The organism is Nitrospirota bacterium (assembly GCA_004296885.1).
Taxonomy (GTDB): domain Bacteria; phylum Nitrospirota; class Nitrospiria; order Nitrospirales; family Nitrospiraceae; genus SYGV01.
The window spans coordinates 1-18,783 of sequence record SCVN01000020.1 but is presented as its reverse complement, the minus strand read 5'-3'; the positions used below and the strand labels follow the sequence as shown (position 1 = coordinate 18,783).

14 protein-coding genes are annotated in these 18,783 nt (G+C 61.1%); all 14 read right to left on the bottom strand.

Annotated elements, in window-relative coordinates; genetic code table 11:
• Window positions 1–34: 34 nt before the first annotated feature.
• The 14 genes from EPO61_12285 to EPO61_12220 all read right to left on the bottom strand — a co-directional run bounded on the left by EPO61_12285 (window position 35) and on the right by EPO61_12220 (window position 18,567).
• The gene (locus EPO61_12285; GenBank protein TAJ07647.1) at window positions 35–958 is read right to left on the bottom strand and encodes a hypothetical protein; all 924 of its coding nucleotides are present in this window, start codon (window positions 956–958) and stop codon (window positions 35–37) included.
• A 6-nt stretch (window positions 959–964) separates the two neighbouring features.
• Complete coding sequence (locus EPO61_12280) at window positions 965–1,348, bottom strand: hypothetical protein (protein ID TAJ07646.1); 384 nt, start codon at window positions 1,346–1,348, stop codon at window positions 965–967.
• 37 nt (window positions 1,349–1,385) lie between these two features.
• Window positions 1,386–2,021 (bottom strand): DUF3047 domain-containing protein, encoded by a 636-nt coding sequence (locus tag EPO61_12275; protein ID TAJ07645.1) that lies wholly within the window; start codon window positions 2,019–2,021, stop codon window positions 1,386–1,388.
• Window positions 2,018–3,925: a hypothetical protein gene (locus EPO61_12270; GenBank protein TAJ07701.1), complete on the bottom strand. Its 1,908-nt coding sequence runs from the start codon at window positions 3,923–3,925 to the stop codon at window positions 2,018–2,020. The genes EPO61_12275 and EPO61_12270 overlap by 4 nt, the downstream gene beginning before the upstream one ends.
• Window positions 3,926–3,937: 12 nt before the next feature.
• A complete protein-coding gene (locus EPO61_12265) occupies window positions 3,938–5,020 on the bottom strand; it encodes a hypothetical protein (protein ID TAJ07644.1) in 1,083 nt (360 codons plus the stop codon).
• Window positions 5,021–5,126: 106 nt separating this feature from the next.
• Window positions 5,127–5,618, bottom strand: coding sequence for a hypothetical protein (locus EPO61_12260; GenBank protein ID TAJ07643.1), 492 nt, complete (start codon window positions 5,616–5,618; stop codon window positions 5,127–5,129).
• Between the two features lie 4 nt (window positions 5,619–5,622).
• The gene (locus EPO61_12255) at window positions 5,623–6,339 is read right to left on the bottom strand and encodes a DUF420 domain-containing protein (protein ID TAJ07642.1); all 717 of its coding nucleotides are present in this window, start codon (window positions 6,337–6,339) and stop codon (window positions 5,623–5,625) included.
• 62 nt (window positions 6,340–6,401) lie between these two features.
• Window positions 6,402–7,415 carry a methyltransferase domain-containing protein gene (locus EPO61_12250; protein TAJ07641.1) on the bottom strand — a complete coding sequence of 338 codons (1,014 nt, stop codon included), beginning with the start codon at window positions 7,413–7,415 and terminating at the stop codon, window positions 6,402–6,404.
• A gap of 178 nt (window positions 7,416–7,593) precedes the next feature.
• Window positions 7,594–8,382: a hypothetical protein gene (locus EPO61_12245; GenBank protein ID TAJ07640.1), complete on the bottom strand. Its 789-nt coding sequence runs from the start codon at window positions 8,380–8,382 to the stop codon at window positions 7,594–7,596.
• A gap of 260 nt (window positions 8,383–8,642) precedes the next feature.
• Window positions 8,643–10,073 (bottom strand): hypothetical protein, encoded by a 1,431-nt coding sequence (locus tag EPO61_12240; GenBank protein ID TAJ07639.1) that lies wholly within the window; start codon window positions 10,071–10,073, stop codon window positions 8,643–8,645.
• Between the two features lie 5 nt (window positions 10,074–10,078).
• A complete protein-coding gene (locus EPO61_12235; protein ID TAJ07638.1) occupies window positions 10,079–10,984 on the bottom strand; it encodes a carboxypeptidase regulatory-like domain-containing protein in 906 nt (301 codons plus the stop codon).
• 130 nt (window positions 10,985–11,114) lie between these two features.
• Complete coding sequence (locus tag EPO61_12230; protein TAJ07637.1) at window positions 11,115–15,989, bottom strand: hypothetical protein; 4,875 nt, start codon at window positions 15,987–15,989, stop codon at window positions 11,115–11,117.
• 267 nt (window positions 15,990–16,256) lie between these two features.
• Complete coding sequence (locus EPO61_12225) at window positions 16,257–17,105, bottom strand: hypothetical protein (GenBank protein ID TAJ07636.1); 849 nt, start codon at window positions 17,103–17,105, stop codon at window positions 16,257–16,259.
• 172 nt (window positions 17,106–17,277) lie between these two features.
• The gene (locus EPO61_12220) at window positions 17,278–18,567 is read right to left on the bottom strand and encodes a nitrate oxidoreductase subunit beta (GenBank protein TAJ07635.1); all 1,290 of its coding nucleotides are present in this window, start codon (window positions 18,565–18,567) and stop codon (window positions 17,278–17,280) included.
• Window positions 18,568–18,783 lie beyond the last annotated feature (216 nt).

The following is an 18,783-nucleotide window of genomic DNA, read 5'->3' as shown; positions in this document are numbered from 1 at the left end:
ACCTCAGACGGTCAGCACTACGCCGGCGGCGAGCCTAGCCTTTGACTTTTTTTGCGTCAGCACGCGGCTCATCCGCATCCCTGGCGCATCGGATCCCGATCGTCGTGTCGGTTCTCCACATTTTGGCCTGAAAGCGTTTTGAGAGCCGCGCATTGTGATACGTTTCCCGCCAAGACCCTCCGCGGATTACCTTGTGTTGCCCGTCTTCAGGACCGAGCGGATCCCGATAGGGCGTCTTTTGATAATACTGCTCGCCATAGGTGTCGGCAACCCACTCGGCCACGTTCCCCGTCATGTCATACAGCCCGTATGGGCTGCGTCCCGATTCAAAGGATCCTGGCGGGGCCAGGTACTTGAAGCCGTCCTCGTCGCCATCCACGTTCGCATGGCCCGATCCAAAGTCATCACCCCAAGGGTACCGCCGTTTGCCCTCACCGCGGCCGGCCTTTTCCCACTCCGCCTCGCTGGGCAGCCGCTTGCCGGCCCACTTGCAGTAAGCTTCTGCATCGGCCCAAGACATACCCATGGCCGGCAATTCCGGCTTCAGAATCTTCGCCTGGTCGTCTTCAAACACCGGAATGAACGGCTTGCCACGCTTGGTCATCTTGACGAAGCGCTCATACTCGGCTTGGGTCACTTCCTTTTTATCCATATAATAGGTCCCCAGGTAGACCTGGTGCTCGGGTGCCTCGTCCGGATCTCCGTCCTTGCTCCCCATCGTAAACGGCCCTTCCGGAATCTGGACCATCTCGCGACCGTCGTCGCCGACGGTCGTCTTATAAATCGAATAGTCCCGCGGCGCCGCTTGGGCAACCGGTTTGCTCTCCACGACGATGGACTCGACCAGCAGACGCTGCTGCTTGGCTCGGTACGACTCGTAGACCAGCGCTACGATCATCAAGATAAAGGAGGCAAAGACAAAGACGATCGCCCCGATCAAGACGCCTCTATTTTCCATAGTTCCTCAAGGAGCCTCCTGGTTCTCGCCTGACGGGGCTTGCGTTTGCACCGCAACCTGCTTGCGCTCGGCCCACATGTCCATCAGCATGGAGTACTGGACGCCCAGGAACCCGCCCATCGCCGCCCCAGCCCCCGCGCCGACTGAAATCTTCTCCGCCCCGGCCAGCAGCCAGGCCAAAATGCCTCCGAGGATCGTCCCGATCAGGATGCTGATCAGAAATCGGCGCCCCCCGAAGAGCCCGACCACCGTTCCCATGACCAGGCCGATCCCGATGGCAATCGGCAATACCCCGCCCCCCATAAGCAAGCCTAGCAACGAGCCCACGGTTCCCATGACCAGCGCACCCAAGAGCATGTCGATGATCTTGCGGGATGAGGCTTGAGACATGGCGTCCCTGGAAGTCACATGTTCCTCAGAAGCACCGCTAGGGGGACGACACGGTCAAGGAACCGAAATCCACTTCTACGCCGGGCCCGCCTTGCAAGGAAATGCCCCAGGCTTTGCCGGCCGGTTCATGCTGGTGGATACGCTTGAAGTCTTCGTAAACGTTCACGCGTTCTTCGATCCATTCTCCGATCGGCTGTGGCCCGGACCGAAGGATGATCTCGGATGCTCCGAACATCCCTCCTTCCGTTGTCGTGCCCTTCGCCTTCGTCGAACTCCACACATATTTGTTCGACACGGGAATCACCATCAAATCCGTATCCAACGACACGAACACCGCCGCAATCGGCTCCGCCCCGGCCGGCGCCACCTTCAGCCGCCAGCGCCAGGTCAGCACCGGCATGGCCTTCGGAGCCCATGAGATATTCCTTTTATAGATCCGTTGATCCGCCTTGCGCACGGCCAGGAAGGGCTGTGTGCCGTCCAGTTGCACCACATAACTCTGCCTGGCCTTTCCTTCCCCATGCTGGGCCTTCCATTCTTTCGGAAACCCGTCGGCGTCTTTCGCAGTGAAATCTTCCAGCACCGCTTGCCCGGCCGGCTGGGCTTCCAGCCCCGCCCACGATACATGCAGACACAAAACGCCGACCAAAGCCGCCAACACGAACCGCATCATGACGGCTGCGCCTCGCGCGCCTCGGGCAGGATCGGCCGACTGTTCTGCGGAATGAGGCCCGTCACGGGGACGGCCCGGCGGTCCCGGCTGCTGATCCAGAAGAGCAACAGGACGGTCAGCCAGAACACCACCATGTTCAGCGTCACCATTTTTGCGGCAAAGCCCAACGAAGGAGTATAGGCCCAGGGAGACAAGTCCGGCATCAGCTCGTTCACGTGCCAGGAAAGCCGTCCCGAGGATCGGATATAGCCCATCAGGCCCATGACCCAAGTGAAGGTCGCGGCAAGTCCAAACAGAGCCACCATGCCGCGCACGGAGATCTTCCCCCACTCGATCGGTCCATGGACCTTCGCGCCCCGCATCATGCTCCGATTGATCAGCAGTCCCGCCACGAGCACCGTCAACGTGGTGAAGGCTTGCGGGCTGGACAGACCCACCCGCACACTGGCAGGCAGGTAGAACCCATATACCGAGAGCCAGATAATATTCATAATGCCCGTCACGAACAGAACCGCGAGCAGAATATTGCCTGTTTTTTCCCAGGAGACAGTGATCGCTCGGTTGGCCCGCCGGAAGAAGATATAGCTCAGCGCTGTCAGGCAGATCATGACGTTGATCGCGCCATTTTTTGAGGACATGACTCCATAGTTGCCGATCACCGGATGCTGTGCCCCGCCCATGGCCTTGACCTCGCTGGGAGCCATGACCACCGTATGCGGCGTCAGCCACACGAACAGGCAGGCCATGAGGGCCCAGACCAGGTGCTGGAAGTAGGGCTGATAACGCTCCCCTCCCTTCATGCGCCCCATGCTCTGCCAGAGGTAATAATTGATCCCCAGGAACAGGACTCCGACGAGCAGCGCCTGGACGACGAACAACCAGGTCAGCAGCCCGCCCATCATCGTCACCCCCATGCTCTGCCGAAACGCATAGACCGACCGCATCAGCCAGTAGCCGGCGAAGGGCATGGGCAGGAGCGCACAGACGGTGACGAAGAGGAAGACGTACCCGACCCAGTCATAGTAGGCCCGTTCCTCGTCGGTCTTGCTGGTTAAAAATCGGTACGACGCGTAGGCAATGACCACCGCGCCGCCCGACATGATGTCCGCCAGAAACCGATGGACGTTGAGCGGGTTCCACAAGGCGGAGTGGAGCAAGTGCGCCATGTTGCCCAGGTAGCGCCCTTGCGCGTCCACACCGGCCGGTGCCATCATGAACGCCGCCCAGGCATTGGCCAGAAGCAGGAGCACCCCCCCAAGACTATTCACGACCACGCCAAGGGACACGTGCAGCCACTTCAAGGCCGGCGCGGCCATCCGGTCCCAACTATAGTAATACGCGATCAGAAAAACGGATTCCGCGACGAAGACCAGCGCATAGACCGGCATCATTGCCTTGAAGGTCCCGCCCATGTAACGCATGAAGCTGGGATAGAGCCAGATGAACATACCCAGCATCAGCGTTCCCACCACCGCCGTCAGGGACAGGGCCAGCAGCGAGACGCGCAGGAAGTCGCGGGCCAGACAGTCATACCGGGCCGCCACCGACTTGTCGCGCGTAAACAGGCCGATCAACTCGATGATCACGCAGAAGATCGGCAGGGCCAGGACAAACCCGCCGAAATAGGTATGCTGTTGCGTCACGAACCAGACGAAGGTCCGGTTGTCGAAGGAGCCATACCGCGGGTACCGAGCCTCGTCTTGAGCCGGAGCCGGCGGCCCAACCGGCACTCCGCCGGTCTTGTAATAGATGTCCCGCGGGGTCTCAGTTTGGGCCGATTCGGAGGAGTTTTGCGCAAGCACATAGGAGGGTGCGGCGCAGAATAAGAGAACAAGCAGCGCCAGTAACAAACAAGCCGGCCTTACCATTCGCATGACCGATGACATCACGTCTCGCACCACCACTCCTTGCACTTATTAGCTCTGCCTCCCGCTTCCCCCGAGGGCAACCCCGACCGGCGGAACCGTCCCGTCAGTCGGTGCCGTCCTCGTTTTTGACAGAATGCCAAAGACAAACGGACAACGCAACAGGGAAGTGGGCACCTGCTGATGAATACGATCCTCCAAGGCACGCCGGTACCCAAGATAATAGCCATAAAGAGCCATGATTCCTGTCACCAGCAAACCGATCAGCCCGTGGACCGAGCCGGTCATATGCTCCGGCCGCAGCAGAAACGCCACCGCCCCGGCCAACACCAGGTAATAGGTCGCGGCAAAAGCCAAGCCCGGCCACCACCAGAAGCGGAAGAGCTCAGGCCAACCCAGCGAGCCGAAGGCCGCCACCCACCCGCCCGGCCGTTGCTGGCCCGACAGATAGGCGGGCAGTGCAACAGAGCCGGCCAGCAGACTGGTCGCCAGAAACTGCGCCAGCAGGGTGGAACCCGTCTCGCTCAGCCCGGACACTACGGCTGCTAGCAGTCCCCCTGCGCCTCCCGCCAGGAGCGTCCACCAAGCCACGGCCCCCGGTTGCTCCCGAATCAGCGCGCGCAAAGCCGTTCCATCGGGAAACGTCAGAACCGATTGACCATCGCGCTGCAACCGTCGCACATGCCCGATCTCGAAAGCATCTCTCGCCACCGAGGTGCAGGCGATGATAATGGCCATCATGGCCGGCCCGTCAGGATGGAGCAGATAGTCGTACCCGACGAGGATCTTCAACAAAGCCAGCACCATCAACGAGAGTTGCGCCCCATAGAGGAAGCCGATCCAGCCCGTCAACCAGCCGAGCAGCCTGCCCCCGTCCTCCCTCCACAGAATCGCGAGCCCGGTCCCGCGGCCAACCTTGTAGGCCCAGAGGGCCGTCGCCGCCGAGATCACGCCGCTCAACAGGAGCAAGAACAACGGATCGGAGAGCGGGTCCGCACGCTTGACCAGACGATAGACGGCAAAGGCCACGAGGCCCGGCACAAACATCACCAGGCGCTTGCGCTTGCGAACTTGCTCCTCGGTCACTGCCAAGGTCAACCGCGGCAGCACCCGCAACGTCAAGCGGTGCAACATCACTTCCTCAACGCTGAACGCAGAATGCTGAGTGATGAACGGAGAGTTGAGACCATCTCATATTTCCTCTTCGCTCTGCCGTTCATCGCTCAGCATTCTGCGTTCATCATTTCGACGCCGCCATCCCGAAGTACCGGGCTTTCACTTCTTCCATCAGCGCCACCGTCACCTGGGCGAGGCCGCGCTCAACCGCGGTGCGCTCCAACTCCAGTCTGGCCATGGCCCGCACCGGCCCAGGCACATTGACCAACCGCTGTTCCGCCTCCGGCTCCCAAGCGACCGCCCCTCCCTGCCTGGCCTGGGCCATCAAGTCCATCGTGACGACCTTCTGCCCCTTGGACCGGACATAGGCCTCGACCTCTTGTTTGACCAACGGAGCCACATAGGGAGGCATCCGGTCCAGCTCATGGCGCGCGTCGTCGCTCCACACCAGACGATCCACCAGAGCCAGGGTTTCGTCCGGCGTTCCCTCGCACCCCACGGAGAGCCCGCAGCCCAGACACTCGGATCGGACGAGCCAGGCGCAATGCGGCTCGTCAGCGAATGCCTCATCCACCCCTTGCGTATGCATCCAACGCCCGCAGCCACAGACCAGCATGGGATTATCCGATTTTCCCTGGATAGAGGATATACAGCATCGTATAGGTCACGCTGCCGGTCACGAACAGGACACAATAGATGATCATCGTGAACCGTCCGAGTACCCGATGACGCCGCTCCGCGTTCGGCCAGATTCGTTGAATCGTGATCTCTACGGAGAACACGATCGCAATCAGCAATAACAGACCCAGATACACCATCAGCTTGCGCGAAGAAAAGCCGGCGCTAGCGACACGGGAAGCAAACAGGAGCAGAATCACCGCCGTGATGCCGCCGAAAATCTTGCCGATCTTGCCCCACGACGTTAGCAAGGTGACGTTTCCGAGCATGCGCTTCCCCTGGTCAAACGCTTGCGCGCGGAACCCCAGAACAATCATGTACACGGCCATCACCAAACCGATAATGACAAGGAGAATGTGCAAGGTCAGCAGTGGAATGAACACGTGGTCATAGAGATCTTGCGAGCCGCCGAACCCTTCCTTCCCCTCCACGGCCAGCACGCCGAGTTGCCGAAAGAGATAGTAGTTCGTGAAGAATACCAGCATCGTCACCATCCCCCCCAGCATCAGCCAATGGTGTGCATCGGCCTGCCGCCGCCGGGCCTGCACCCACCCGATGATGAAGAGGCCGGTGAAGAGGGTCGCCATGAGCTGGCTGATGTCCGCGCCCAAGGTCGCATGGGTCCCGAAAAAACCGGGCTGCTTCAGCCATTCGAGCATAACTCTCCTTGTCGCGCATATCCCGTCACTCGTCGTTCACCCGTCGCTTCACGTTTCACGCCTTACGATTTTGTCCCCTGTACCACCGCAGTACGCTCCAACTCGACGACCGATGCGAACCCAGCCCTCTCCATCCAGCCCGCCGCCTCAGCCGCCGTGTAACAGCGGCCACGCTCCGTATTCACCAGAATATGGACGGCAAAGGCCGTAACCCAGGCCGGGCCGGTCCGCGACTCCTCCAGGAAACGATCCTTGATGATCAGCTTACTTCCTGCCGATAAATGCGAGAAGGCCTTCCTGACGAGGGCTTCATTAGCTTCGGGGCCCTGATAGTGCAGAATATCGGACATCAGAATGGCATCGTAGGGACCGCCAAGAGGGTCTGCGTTGAAATTGCCGGGCTGCAAACTGATGCGTCCCTCCAAGCCTGCCTCTTTGATCGCCCGCTCAGCGACCTGCAAGGTCTGGGGCAAATCGAAGACAACCGCCCTCATCTGCGGGTACACGGCGCAGAAAGCAATGGCATTGGTGCCGGCGCCCCCACCCAGGTCCAGCAAGGTCTTCGCCCCATCCAACCCCAGACGCTTGGCCAAACCTGGCCCGCTCTGCTGCCCAATCCGGTCCAAGACGGACAGCACATTGGCCCCCAGTTCCGGGTTGGTTTCGAACACATGCTGGCTGACCGGCGAACGGCCGGTCTTGATCGTTTCGTCCAGTTTCCCCCAGTTGTTCCACTCGGCATCGTGCAACAACAGCAAGTGGCCGATGTAGTTGGGCCGACTCTTCACCAGGTGAGTACGCGCCGTATTAGTATTGGCAAAGCGAATGCCCTCCTTGGTCAGCACCTTCATCGCCACCAAAGCGTTGAGCAGCAGTTCCAAGGCTCGGGGGTCCGCCCCGATCTGCGCCGCAACCTCGGGCAAGGTCCGTTCTTTTTCTCCTAATATCGAGAACACATCCAGCCTGACCGCGGTCAGAAGGATCTTTGTCTCCCAGTAGTAACCGATCTGGAAAATTTCGGCGAGCGACAATTCCCGACGCACAAGGCCTCGCTTTAGCGGCGATCTCCGCGCCATTCGGTTGAAAAACGGTCAATCTTACCCAGTTCAGTCACAGAAAGGCAAGGCGGGGGAAACGGAGGAAATAGGCATCCGGTGAGGTTGCAGAGCCATCACCCACCGCAAACAAAACGGGCGGCAGCCTTGCTGGCTGCCGCCCGTTTCGAAGGCAACGAAGAATGAACGATTCGAAACCTTACTTCTTGACCTGGAGCTTGGCCTCGACCTTGCCGCCCTCCGGCACATCCACGTCGGCTTCGACGCGGCCCGCGAACGGATGCCAGGCCACGATCTTGTGCTTGCCGGCCGGCACGTCCTTGATCTCGAAGCTGCCGTCATCATGCACCACCGCGTAGAAGGGATTGGAGACCGGCAGGAAGAAGGACTGCATGAATTCATGCTGGTCGCATTGGAGCCGCATCATGGACCCCTGCTTGTCCTTGCGCAGCACCGCCGGCTTGTCCAGCTTGGAACCCTTCTCGGCCAGACCGATGTTGAAGATCGTCGTCGAGCTGGAACCCATCACCTCGAAGGAGTGCGGATTGTGCAGCACGCCCTTCACGGACTTGGGATCATCCGGGTCCGAATCGTGGTTCTCGACATGGAAGTTCTTCTGCTTCACAACCACACCCGTGTAGGGCTGAAATTCGCAGAACTCGGCCACCACATCGGTGCCCTTGTAGCCATCCATGAACGCCTTGTCTTCGATGTCGGAGATGGCCACCACCGCTGCCTTCAGGCCGCCATCCTTACCGACCTCGATGGAATTGAGGATGCGCTTATCCCCCTGGGAAAGCTCCTTCTTCGGAATCTTCGGACAGAACTTGGGGTTGGGGAACTTCGCGAAGGAGAATTCCTTGGAATCACTCTTGCCAGCAAAGGTCACCTTGCCGGTCACCGTCCCGCCGGCGTACGAGGTGAGCGGCGCCGCCACGAGGGCCGCAGCCACCAGACCAAACACAACCGTCATTACACCCTTCTTCATGTCACCGCCTCCTTGTGAGTAAAACCGTAAGATCAGACCGATACCGGTTAACCGCGACGTTCGAATGAGTCCCTTGGAACTACCGCACACCCTTGACTGCATGACCGTTAGCAATGGGTGGAACGACCATCCTCAAGCCACGCCGGGGTAGCCATTGGCAATACGGACCGTGCTGGAGGGTCATCCTTGAGGCTTTCGAACGACCATGTATAGCCCACCGGGCAAGAGCCTGTCAAGCGCCAACCTGCGATTTTCCCTGGTTACCGTCCTATGGCAGGCTGAGCCTGTTCAGCTAGGCCGATCACCCGGATGAGGGCTCCTCCGACCGTAGCCCGAACCGCCTCGTCTTTGTCCTTGAGGCCATTCTTCAATATCGCAATCGTTTCGCGTAGTTGCTCTTGCCTAAACTCAGGACTTGCAAGGTGGCCAAGGCTTCTCGCCGCAGCAATCCGAGGCCTCGGGAGGGGGTCCTCCAGCAATAATTGCAAGACTTCTACCGCCTCCGCACGGTCTTTTCCGTGAGCCTGGGAAAGGGCTCTGCCAGCTGAGGCCCTGATGCCCGGATCTGTGTTGCGGATCAGGGTCATGACCGTATCAACGACCTCCGTAAAGGGAGTCCCGAGGTGCAGTAGCGCGGAGACCGATGCGGCCCGGACGGCCGGGTTCGGATCCAGTAGCGATTCCTTTAGCGCAGCAACTGATTCAGAAGCTGCCACCTCTCCCAGACTGACCGCCACGGAAGTCCGTACTCCTGGAATCGAATCGCGAAGCGCCTTGACCAGAGCCGGCCCTGCCGCCGGATCCTTCAAGCTTCCCAAAGCCGTGGCTGCCGCCCCCCGCACCGAAGGCTGAGCATGGGTCAAGGCTTGTTGCAACAACGGCAGCGCACGCCGATCTTCCAAGTCACCCAACATCCGAAGCGCAGCCGCACGATCCTCCGGGTTTTGCGCCTCCGCCGCCTCGCGCACCTGGGCCCAAGCTTCGGCCCGCCCGAGCATGACGAGGGCGCCAGAAGCGGCAATACGGACCGTCACCTGCTCGTCCTTGAGCGACGGCTCCACAACAGGAATTTGAGACCGGTCTCGCGACCGGCCCAAAGATTTCAACACCGCCACCCGTACGATCGCGGCCTGATCCTCCAGGGCTTTCTTAAGCCTCGCCGTATGGGCTCCCGGCTTCAGCCGCCCCAATCCCTCTGCCGCCAGCGCACGCACCAGTCCCGATCCGTCGCTGAGTCCGTCGAGAAAATAAGGAATGGTCTCGTCGGATGGCACTTCCTTCAGTGCGGAATAGCCGGCCCCGCGCATCTGCTCCCGCATGTCCTTGAGCACGACCACGATAAATCCGAAGGCCACATCGTGGAGCAGCACCATGTCATCTTTGCCCAACTTGGCGGCGACCTGATCGTAGACAGGCAGCGCATCCACCGGCCGGCCAAGATGAACCAGGCTCCTGGCCTTGAGCCGAAGCGCGTCGAGTCCTTGCCCTCCATCTTGAATGAAGGGCTCGACCAAGGTCAGTACCCGATCATAGTGCCGTTGTTCATAAGCCGCGTGGGCTTCCTTGATCGAACCTGATGGCTTCTCACCCGTCGCCAGAGCCGAGCCGGTGGAAAATATCGGAAGCAGCATCAGGAGCAGCGGCAGGGCGGGCTGAAAGAAACGTGGGGAAGTCGGACCGTGGTTCGCCATCAATCTTACTGCTGACGCTCCACGAGAGGGATAATGTCGAGCGGATAACCGAGTACGCCCGGGCCGAAGCGAGGGTTTTCGACCACTTCATGCGCCGTACGGCGACCGACGGGGGCCTTCATGAACAAGGACGCGTTCACGATCCCGTTCGGCTCCACCATCACCAGTTGAGCGGACATGAGGCCTGCCTGGGGATGCCAGGCCACAAGCCGGTACGTACCGGGCGGAACGTCAGTCAATGTGAACGAACCGGACGTGTCGGTGATGGCATAGTAAGGATTGTCGATGGCGACGGCCCAACTTTCCATGTAGGGATGGAATCCACACTGCATGACGAACATCCGCCGCCCTTTGCTGAGGTAGATGGGACCCAGCAGGGACTTGCCTAGTTCGTGCTGGTGCGACGCGTGCAAGTCCCCGCGCTTGTGATGGAAATTCATCGGCAAGGGCTGGTTGAACAGAACACGCGCACCCTGGAGCGGCGAGTTTTCGTAGGCCTGGACATCGTGCATGACCGGATCCATATTCACGACTTCGACGGCATGACCGTCACGCACAACCGTCACAAAGGGCATGAATCGACAATCCCGCGCCTCGACATGGGGCACCGAAACATCGAATGCCTTCCCGGCTGAAATCCCTTCGAGCATGACGACGGTGTCTTTCAGCCCGTGCGCACCATCCACCGAGAAATCATAGAGCAGACGCCAGCCATTCCCGTTCGAAATCCGGCCGCAATACTGGGGGTCAGGATAGATGACGAGATTGTAGCCCTTGGGGGCCGGGACCCGCCCATCCAACGTCACCCGGCCCGCAACCGTCCCTCCCTCTTTGACCTCGACGACGTCATACGCCAAGACCGGCGATGCCAGGAACAGCGCGAAGCACAGTGTGATCGCAAACCGATTCATCCTGCCTCCGTATGACTGAATGATTGACGGACAGGTGGCTCATCCTAACCGAAGAGTCGGACAAAAAAAAGGGGGAGCCTCATCGGCTCCCCCTCAGGCTCAACTGTCCAAACGAGCGCGTGGGGCCGAGTTACTTCGCCGCCACGGGAATGGCCTGCGCCTGGGCCGGCTCTTCCTGCTGCGCGCTCTTCACGCCCGCCGCCGCACCAGCCAACGGAAGGATCCGTTGGTCGCCGAACGGGAGTACCCGCAGGTAACCCCACTGACCGGACTGCGAGTACGGCAGCCGCTGGTTGCTGTACACATAATCACCGGCCATCCGGGCAGGCCCGCCGGCCGATGGGATGTAGGCATCGATCGCTTCCGAGCCGGAGAACTCGACCACACTGATCTGGTCGGCCCCGCGCATGAAGGGCTCGATCGGCCACTCATGCTTTTCGACGCTAAACATCCCGTTCTGTTCGTTATTGGCGCCCAAGATGTGAATCCGAACCGGGTCGCCCGCGTGCGCCTGGATAATGGGCGTCACGGGATCCTCGGGTTTGTCCACCTTGCACGGCTGGAAGACCTTGCCCAACGAACAGCCCTGTTCTTCACGATACTTGTACGGCTCGGACCGGTAATTGACGCCGGTCAAGCCGGCCACGTTCTGCACATAGGGCATGAAGCTGGTGCCGATGATGTTGTCCTCATCCTGGAAGAACAGCGCCACGTCCCGGTAGTTGTGCCGGGTTTCGTTGCCGGGAATCGTGCGGTCCACGATCACGTCGGCTGCCCAGCTGTTCTTGGTCGTAATATCGGCGCCGGTCTTGGGATCGCGGTACTTGGACCCCTTCGGCCCGATGACTACCGCGCCAAACAGCCCGTTGCGCGGGTTCACCATCACATTGCCCCAGTCCCACACAATCGAGGTCGCCTCTCCCAGGAAAGGATCGGCATAGTAGGTGTAGGTCCGGCTCTCGCCCGCCGCGATCGTCTGATCTCCGGCGTTGTTCCCCACGTTGGCCCCGAGGGAATCCTTCGGGTCGAAGGCCAAGCCGATGGCCGAGAAGGACGCACGGCTCGCCTTCATGTTGTTCTTCAGGTTCACCTTGATACAGTCGCCGACGTTCGCGCGGATGGTCAACGGCATGGGTTGCATGCCCCCCGCCACCTTTGTAACGTCCTCTTCCAACGCGTAGATCTTGGCGTCGGGATTCGAGATCTGGATCTTCCGTTCGAAGTCCACCTCGATCGCCTCGGGCGCATTCGGGTTGAACTTCATGGACGGATAGTCCATGGCCACGACGTTGAAGCTCTTCACCGGCGCATCGGCCGGGCAGACCGGCTTCGCCGCCGGGATCTCGTTCCGGCCCGAATAGCCGGCCGGCAACCTCTGCAGGTCCTGCTGTTCCTTGTCATACACACGCACGATGCCCCAGCCGCCCTCGGAGAACTTGGAGGACCGGCCGTTGAAGTGGATGTAATCGCCGGCCTGCAGCCGCGGGCCGCCGGCCTGCGGCACCACCAGGTCGTACCGTTCGGCGATCCCGATATGCATCGAATACTTCCTGTTGGCATCGCCCGCATACCGCTCCGACAAGAACGTATGGCCGGAGAGGGTCCAGGTCATCGTCTCGTTCATGAGGGTATGCAACAGCCGGAACACCATCGTGTCCCCCGTATACGCCCGCAACAACGGGGTATAGGGATCGCCGTGGATGGCGCTGTTGAAAATCTGCGACGATTCGGGATTGGTCGCCAACCGCTGCGCGATCGGGCTGGCCCTGAAGTTCAAGCCGCTTCCGGTCGTGTGCGTGCCGCCGTTCAGGAACGGCATCGGCGTCATGTAGATCTTCTCCGGCATCATGAACGACACGGTCTTGCCCGCTTCCAGCGCCACCTCGATCGGCTGGCCTGGCGGATTCCCCGCGGTCACGATGTTCACCGTGTGCGGCACCGTATCGTGCACTTGCACCATCAACTCCCGGAAGCTGCCGTTCACGCCGTAGCCCACCGGTTCGACGGTCCGGATGTCCGCGATCGGGCCGCTCCGGATCAGCTTGCCGGTCTTCGGGTCATGGTAGGTCGAACCGACCGGCTCGGCGATGAATGTCCCGAACCCGCCGTGCGGCCAGGTCGTGGCGCCGAACGCGTGGTCGTGCCAGAACACCGTCCCCACGTCCGCATCCACCCAGAACCGTTGCCGGACGAACTCGACCGTCACAATGTCGTTCGCCGGGTGATCGTTCCGCAGACCCTTGGTCAGGGTGATCGTGTTGCCGCTGATCGCCTTGATCCGGGAAACTTCGTTCCCCTTCACATTATCAGCCCCGACCAAAATGTCGGTTCCCACATGATACTGGGCCGCGTTCTTGACCGACAGGCTGGTCGCGCCCTTCTTGGCCGCCGCGGTCAGCACCGTGTTCATCGGCGGGGGCAGCCCCTTCTTGTTCTTTTTCTCCAGCATCGTAAACGGACGCACCGACTGTTCATAGGAGAAGCCGGTGATCACGCCGTCCGACGCCTGGTTGTCGAACTGCAGGAAGTGCCAGTGGGTGTTGATCTTGGACGACTGGAAGTTCGTGTAGTCGTCATCGTCCCACTCGCTGGTCAACGTCCAATCCACGCAATCATAGATGTTGCCGCGGACGACCAACGGATACTTGAGGTCATCGTTCTTGCGAATCGCTTCTTCTTCCTCATGGAGCACATAGATCAAGCCGTTGGGATCGACCACCGCCGGCTCCTTGCCCTGCGCTTTGGCGATCTTGATCGGCAACTTGATGAAGTGCACGTTGTAGTTCTTCCGGCCCGCGTTCTCCGGACAGAGGCTCCAGACCCCGTTCTCGCCCGGCGCAGCCTGCTCCGTGCTCTCCTCACCGTTGGCATCCCGACGGATCATCTCCAGCCAGGGGGCCCCCACGTGATTCGGCGAGAACATCACGCGCTTCCCGAAGTGCGGCGTCAGATGCGGCCAGGCGACCTTTCCGGTCGTCGGCTCGAACGTGATCGGATGCCGCTTGCCGGGATGGCTGGACTTGTACTTGGGATTGTCGATCGTGCTTTCCTTCTCGCTCAACGCACGATTGCCTTCCCAGGTCCAATCCAACACGGTCGCATCGTAGGACACGATCTGGCCCTTCTCGTCGTCCTTGTGGCCGGGCTTCCCTCGCGGGGGCAATTGCATCTCGACCCAGTCCTTGATGGTGATCACGGCCGGGTTGGACTTCCAATCGCTCTTGCCCTTCTCGACGATCTTGAAGGTCTTGCCGAACCAGTCCACGGTCTTGCCGACCAGCTGATCGGACGTGACCGGGAGTTTCATCCGGCCCTTGCGATCCGGCAGCTCGCGCAGGTCCGGCATCGTGTCGTTCCGGTACTCGCCCACCTGCATCGTGTTGTACACGCGCCAGTAGCCCCACATGCCGGCCACATAGTGGTGCGCCACGTGGCAGTGGAACAGGAAGTCGCCTGCCAACTGCTGACAGAGCCCGGAGCCGCACTCGGTCTCCAGGTCCAGCGCCTCGGACGGCCCGATCACTTCCACGTCCACCCGGTCCGTCTTGTGCCGGATGACCGGATACTTCACCGGTCCGTTGGTGGCCGTGGCCCAGAGGTTCATGTCGTCGATGGCCCGCGGGCTGCGCGGCCAGCGGATGGTGCCCCCATGGGGATGGTGCGAGTGGAACACCTCGGACCCGCCGTGAACCAGGCGGAACTTGGCCGGATCGCCCATGTAGGACCGGGGAATCGTCGGGGACGGATCGCCGAAGGTATAGGAGCTGTAGCCCATCGACTCGTCCTCGAACCCGAAGTACTCGTGCTGCACGTGCATGTTGTTGATGCCGAACGGCTCGCTGCGATAGTTGATCGCACGGCCTCCCGGACGGTAAGCGTCGGTCAGCGGGTCGCGCTGCGGGAGGAAGTCGCCCTTCTTGTTCACCGGACGGAACGCCTCGTCTCCCACCTCATGATAGATCAGCGCGAACTCGCGGAAGTCCGGACCGCTGCCGTTCTTGATGATTACCTGCCAGCCGCTCCGGGCGGGAGTCGGATCGCCGGTGCCGAGCGGCTCCAGGTATTCGGAGCCCTTCGGCTCAACCACGAAGACCCCGAACAGGCCCATCACGGTCAGTTCCCGATCGTTGCTGTAGGTATGGAACTGGCGACCACCCTCCTGCGTGCTGGGGTGGATGTACCACTCCATCTCCACGCTCTTGTCTTTCGCCACGGCCGTGTCCGGGTTGGTCGTTGTCGCCGGCTTGCCGGTGGCGCTGATGACCGTGCTGGACCCGTGGATATGGAGGCTGACTTCCTCGCCGCCCTCCAGCTTGTTCTGCAAGGTGATCTTGACGCAGTCGCCCTGGTTGCCGCGGATCACGAGGGGCTGGATCCACTGGGCCTGGATGCCGGGAAGCACCGCACCAGGATCCCACCCTTCCTTCTCGCGCGCCGCCTTGTTCTTGGCCTCTTCTTCGCGCACTTTGTCGAGGTTCTCGGTCAGCGCATACATGTAGCCGGGATAGAAATCCAGCCACTGGTTCAGGGTGATCTCGACGTTGATCGCCGAGACGTCGTAGGATTTCACCGGCGCGCTGGCGGGGCACTTGCCGCCCGCATTCATCGACACCGGTTCCACACGGGGATCCGACACCAGCAGCAGGTCCTGGCCGCCGGCTCCATACTGGTGCAGCATGGACGTGGTGTTGAACATGCCCGTGTTGACGCCCTGCACCTGCGGATCCTGGTTCATATGGTCCATGATCCGCTGATGCTGCTGCTCAACCTGTGCGGACCGCTCCGCGCGCCCCGACATCGTGTCTTCCACGATGGTCTGGCCCTTGAGCTTTTCGGCCCAGGCCGGCGTCTGGTGCGACATGGCGGTCTGCTGGACGGTGGCGTGCCCCTCGTGGGACGAGGCGGACTCAGCCGAGGCGGACAGCGGCAGCCACAGAAGGGCGCCGCCGGCCATCAAGCCGAGCGTGCGAACAAAACTGTGCAGTGAGAATGTGGAATGGTACATGGACCGGCCTCCTTACTAGAATACGACTGATGAATGACCCTGACGGTTACATATAGAAATACTCTGGCAGGTTGTGGAAAGGATCTCCGGATTGACCCAGATACACCAAGCGCGCGCCTCTCGAGGCTCGCGAGAAGGCCCAAAGATACTCAAGTCGACTTTCTCTGTCAACCCCCATTGTCTCGGCTGAAAAAATTGGGAATGACCCGACCGCCCCCACTATAACAACAGAATAACGACAGAAGGCGCGGCCGGTACCGCTGGAGGTTAAGCAGTCGCTGAGCCTGACGAGGATTGTTCTTCTTTTTCTCTTTGAGGAGGTTCTGGGACGCGCACATCCGGCAGCAGGCTGTGGGTGCCCGTGCCCGTACCCATCCCGGCAGAAGCCAGATTCGTTGATGGACCGAACGGAGTGGCCTGGACAGGAATCAGATTCGTCTGCGGCCTATTCATCAGCAGATTCAGCGTGGCGACCAGAAAACTTCCGATCAGAAGGGCCAGGCTGGTCATTCGAACCATGCCCATCCCCTCTCCGCGCAAATCTTTTCCCACATCGGCCACGGTCTCCAGAAGACGATCCAACGCCAGTGTCACTTCAACCAACTTCGCGCCGGCATTGTCGGCCGCATGCCGTTCGGCCTCATTGCGCAGTTTGGCCGCCTCTTGCGGGGAGTCGGCGCGCCAAACCTGGCGGAGCAGCCGCAAGGTCTGATCGGCAGCGGAAAAATAGGCATCGAGGCTGACCCGCACGGCCTGGACATCCTGGCTTTCGCTGCGCCCGCCGTGCGACACGCGTAAACCAGCGGCGGCGAAACGGTCCACCGCGGACAGAATGCGAACCCGTTGATCCGGAAGCGACACGGTGAGGCGCTCAAAATCCCGCTGGCTGGGAGCTTCCAGGGCCCGGATGATGGTCGTCCGATAGCGCATGACATCGGCCAGGACATGAGCCAAGTCCGTGGCCGCCAGCGTGTACTCGGTGTATATAACCCGCAGATCCTGGTCGATCCGCTGCAAGGCCTGGGCGCTCAACAGCCCCAAGCCGATCACCAGCAAGCTGATCACGATGCGCCGCCAGCCTGGCAGCCTGAGGCGGATGGGTGAAGGGATAGACACCACCTTACTCTCGTCCCGAGGGAGCGGAACGGCTGTGTATCAGGATGATGTGGGAAGGGACGAGGTAAGGGGCGGGGAGGCCTCCCGCCCCCTCCTCAGCGAGCCGGAGGGACGCCGCCTGTGCCGGTGCGACGCCCCTCCGTGACTCACGTCCTCGCGACCTGGCGTAGGATTACAGCCAGTTCACGCGCTCGGCCGGCCGAATGTAGATCGGCTCTTCGACCTGGATACGGGCGACTTCCTTCCCCGACTTGTTGAAGCCCAGCACGGTATCGTTGTACATCTCGAACCGCTTCCCGTGGATCTGGGTTTCGAACACCTTCGGGCCCGGAATCACGTCGTACCGGAAGATGATCTGCTGGCTGGCGCGCCACAGCTGGAACACCGCCAACAGCTCCCGGCTCGGCACCAGGAACTTCTCGATGGCGTTGTCCACGCCCGGGCCGAACATCTGCCGGGCATAGCCCCGCGGCGCCCACCGCGGCGGAATGTAATACCCGTTGGGCTCGGTGCCCCATTGCGGGTACAAGGGCAGCGCCACCTGCTCCACCCGGATGGCGAAGTACAGGGGATGCCAGCGATCTTCGGCCCAGAGGCCGTCCTCGCCGATCCGCACCAGCGACTGCATGCGGATCTTGCCCACGCAGGCCGACATACACCGCGTCTCCATGGGCTCGCCGCCGGTCAGCGGGTCCTTGCCCTCGATGCGCGGGTAGCAGGCGATGCACTTCTCGCTGACGCGCGTCGTGCCCCGATACATCGGCTTCTTGAACGGGCACTGCTCGACGCACTTCTTGTACCCGCGGCACCGGTTCTGGTCGATCAGCACGATCCCGTCCTCCGGCCGCTTGTAGATGGCCTTGCGCGGACAGGCGGCCAGACAGCCCGGATAGGTGCAGTGGTTGCAGATCCGCTGGAGATAGAAGAAGAACGTCTCATGCTCCGGCAGGCTGCTGCCCTGCAACTTCCACGGTTCATCGCGCGAGAACCCGGTCTTGTCGACGCCTTCCACGATGGCGCGCATCGACGTGGCCGTGTCCTCGTAGATGTTCACGAACCGCCACTCCTGGTCCGTGGGGATGTAGCCGATCGCCGCCTGGCCGATCTTGGCCCCGGCGTCGAAAATGGTCATCCCTTCAAACACCCCATACGGCGCATGGTGCTTGCGGCCGACCCGCACGTTCCACACCTGGCCGCCCGGGTTCACTTGCTCGATCAACTGCGTGATCTTCACGTCGTAGAACTGGGGATACCCGCCGTAGGGCTTGGTCTCCACGTTGTTCCACCACATGTATTCCTGGCCCTTGCTGAAGAGCCAGGTGGACTTGTCGGCCATCGAACAGGTCTGGCACGCCAAGCACCGGTTGATGTTGAACACGAAGGCGAACTGCCACTTCGGATGCCGCTCCTCGTAGGGATACAGCATCTTCCGTCCCAGTTGCCAGTTATAGACTTCCGGCATTGTTGTACTCCTCCAATTGCAATCGGTTAATCGCCATGCGCGAACGAGTGGGCGCTCGGGTTACACCTTGATCTTGATGTGCTCGCCCTTGAGCCACTTGATCATGAACTCGTTCTCCTGCGCCGGGGTAAAGCCCGTGCGCACCGGCTCCCATGGACCGCGCGCCCCGATGCCGCCGTCTTCCGCCTTCGTGATGCGGATCAAGCATTCCTTCGG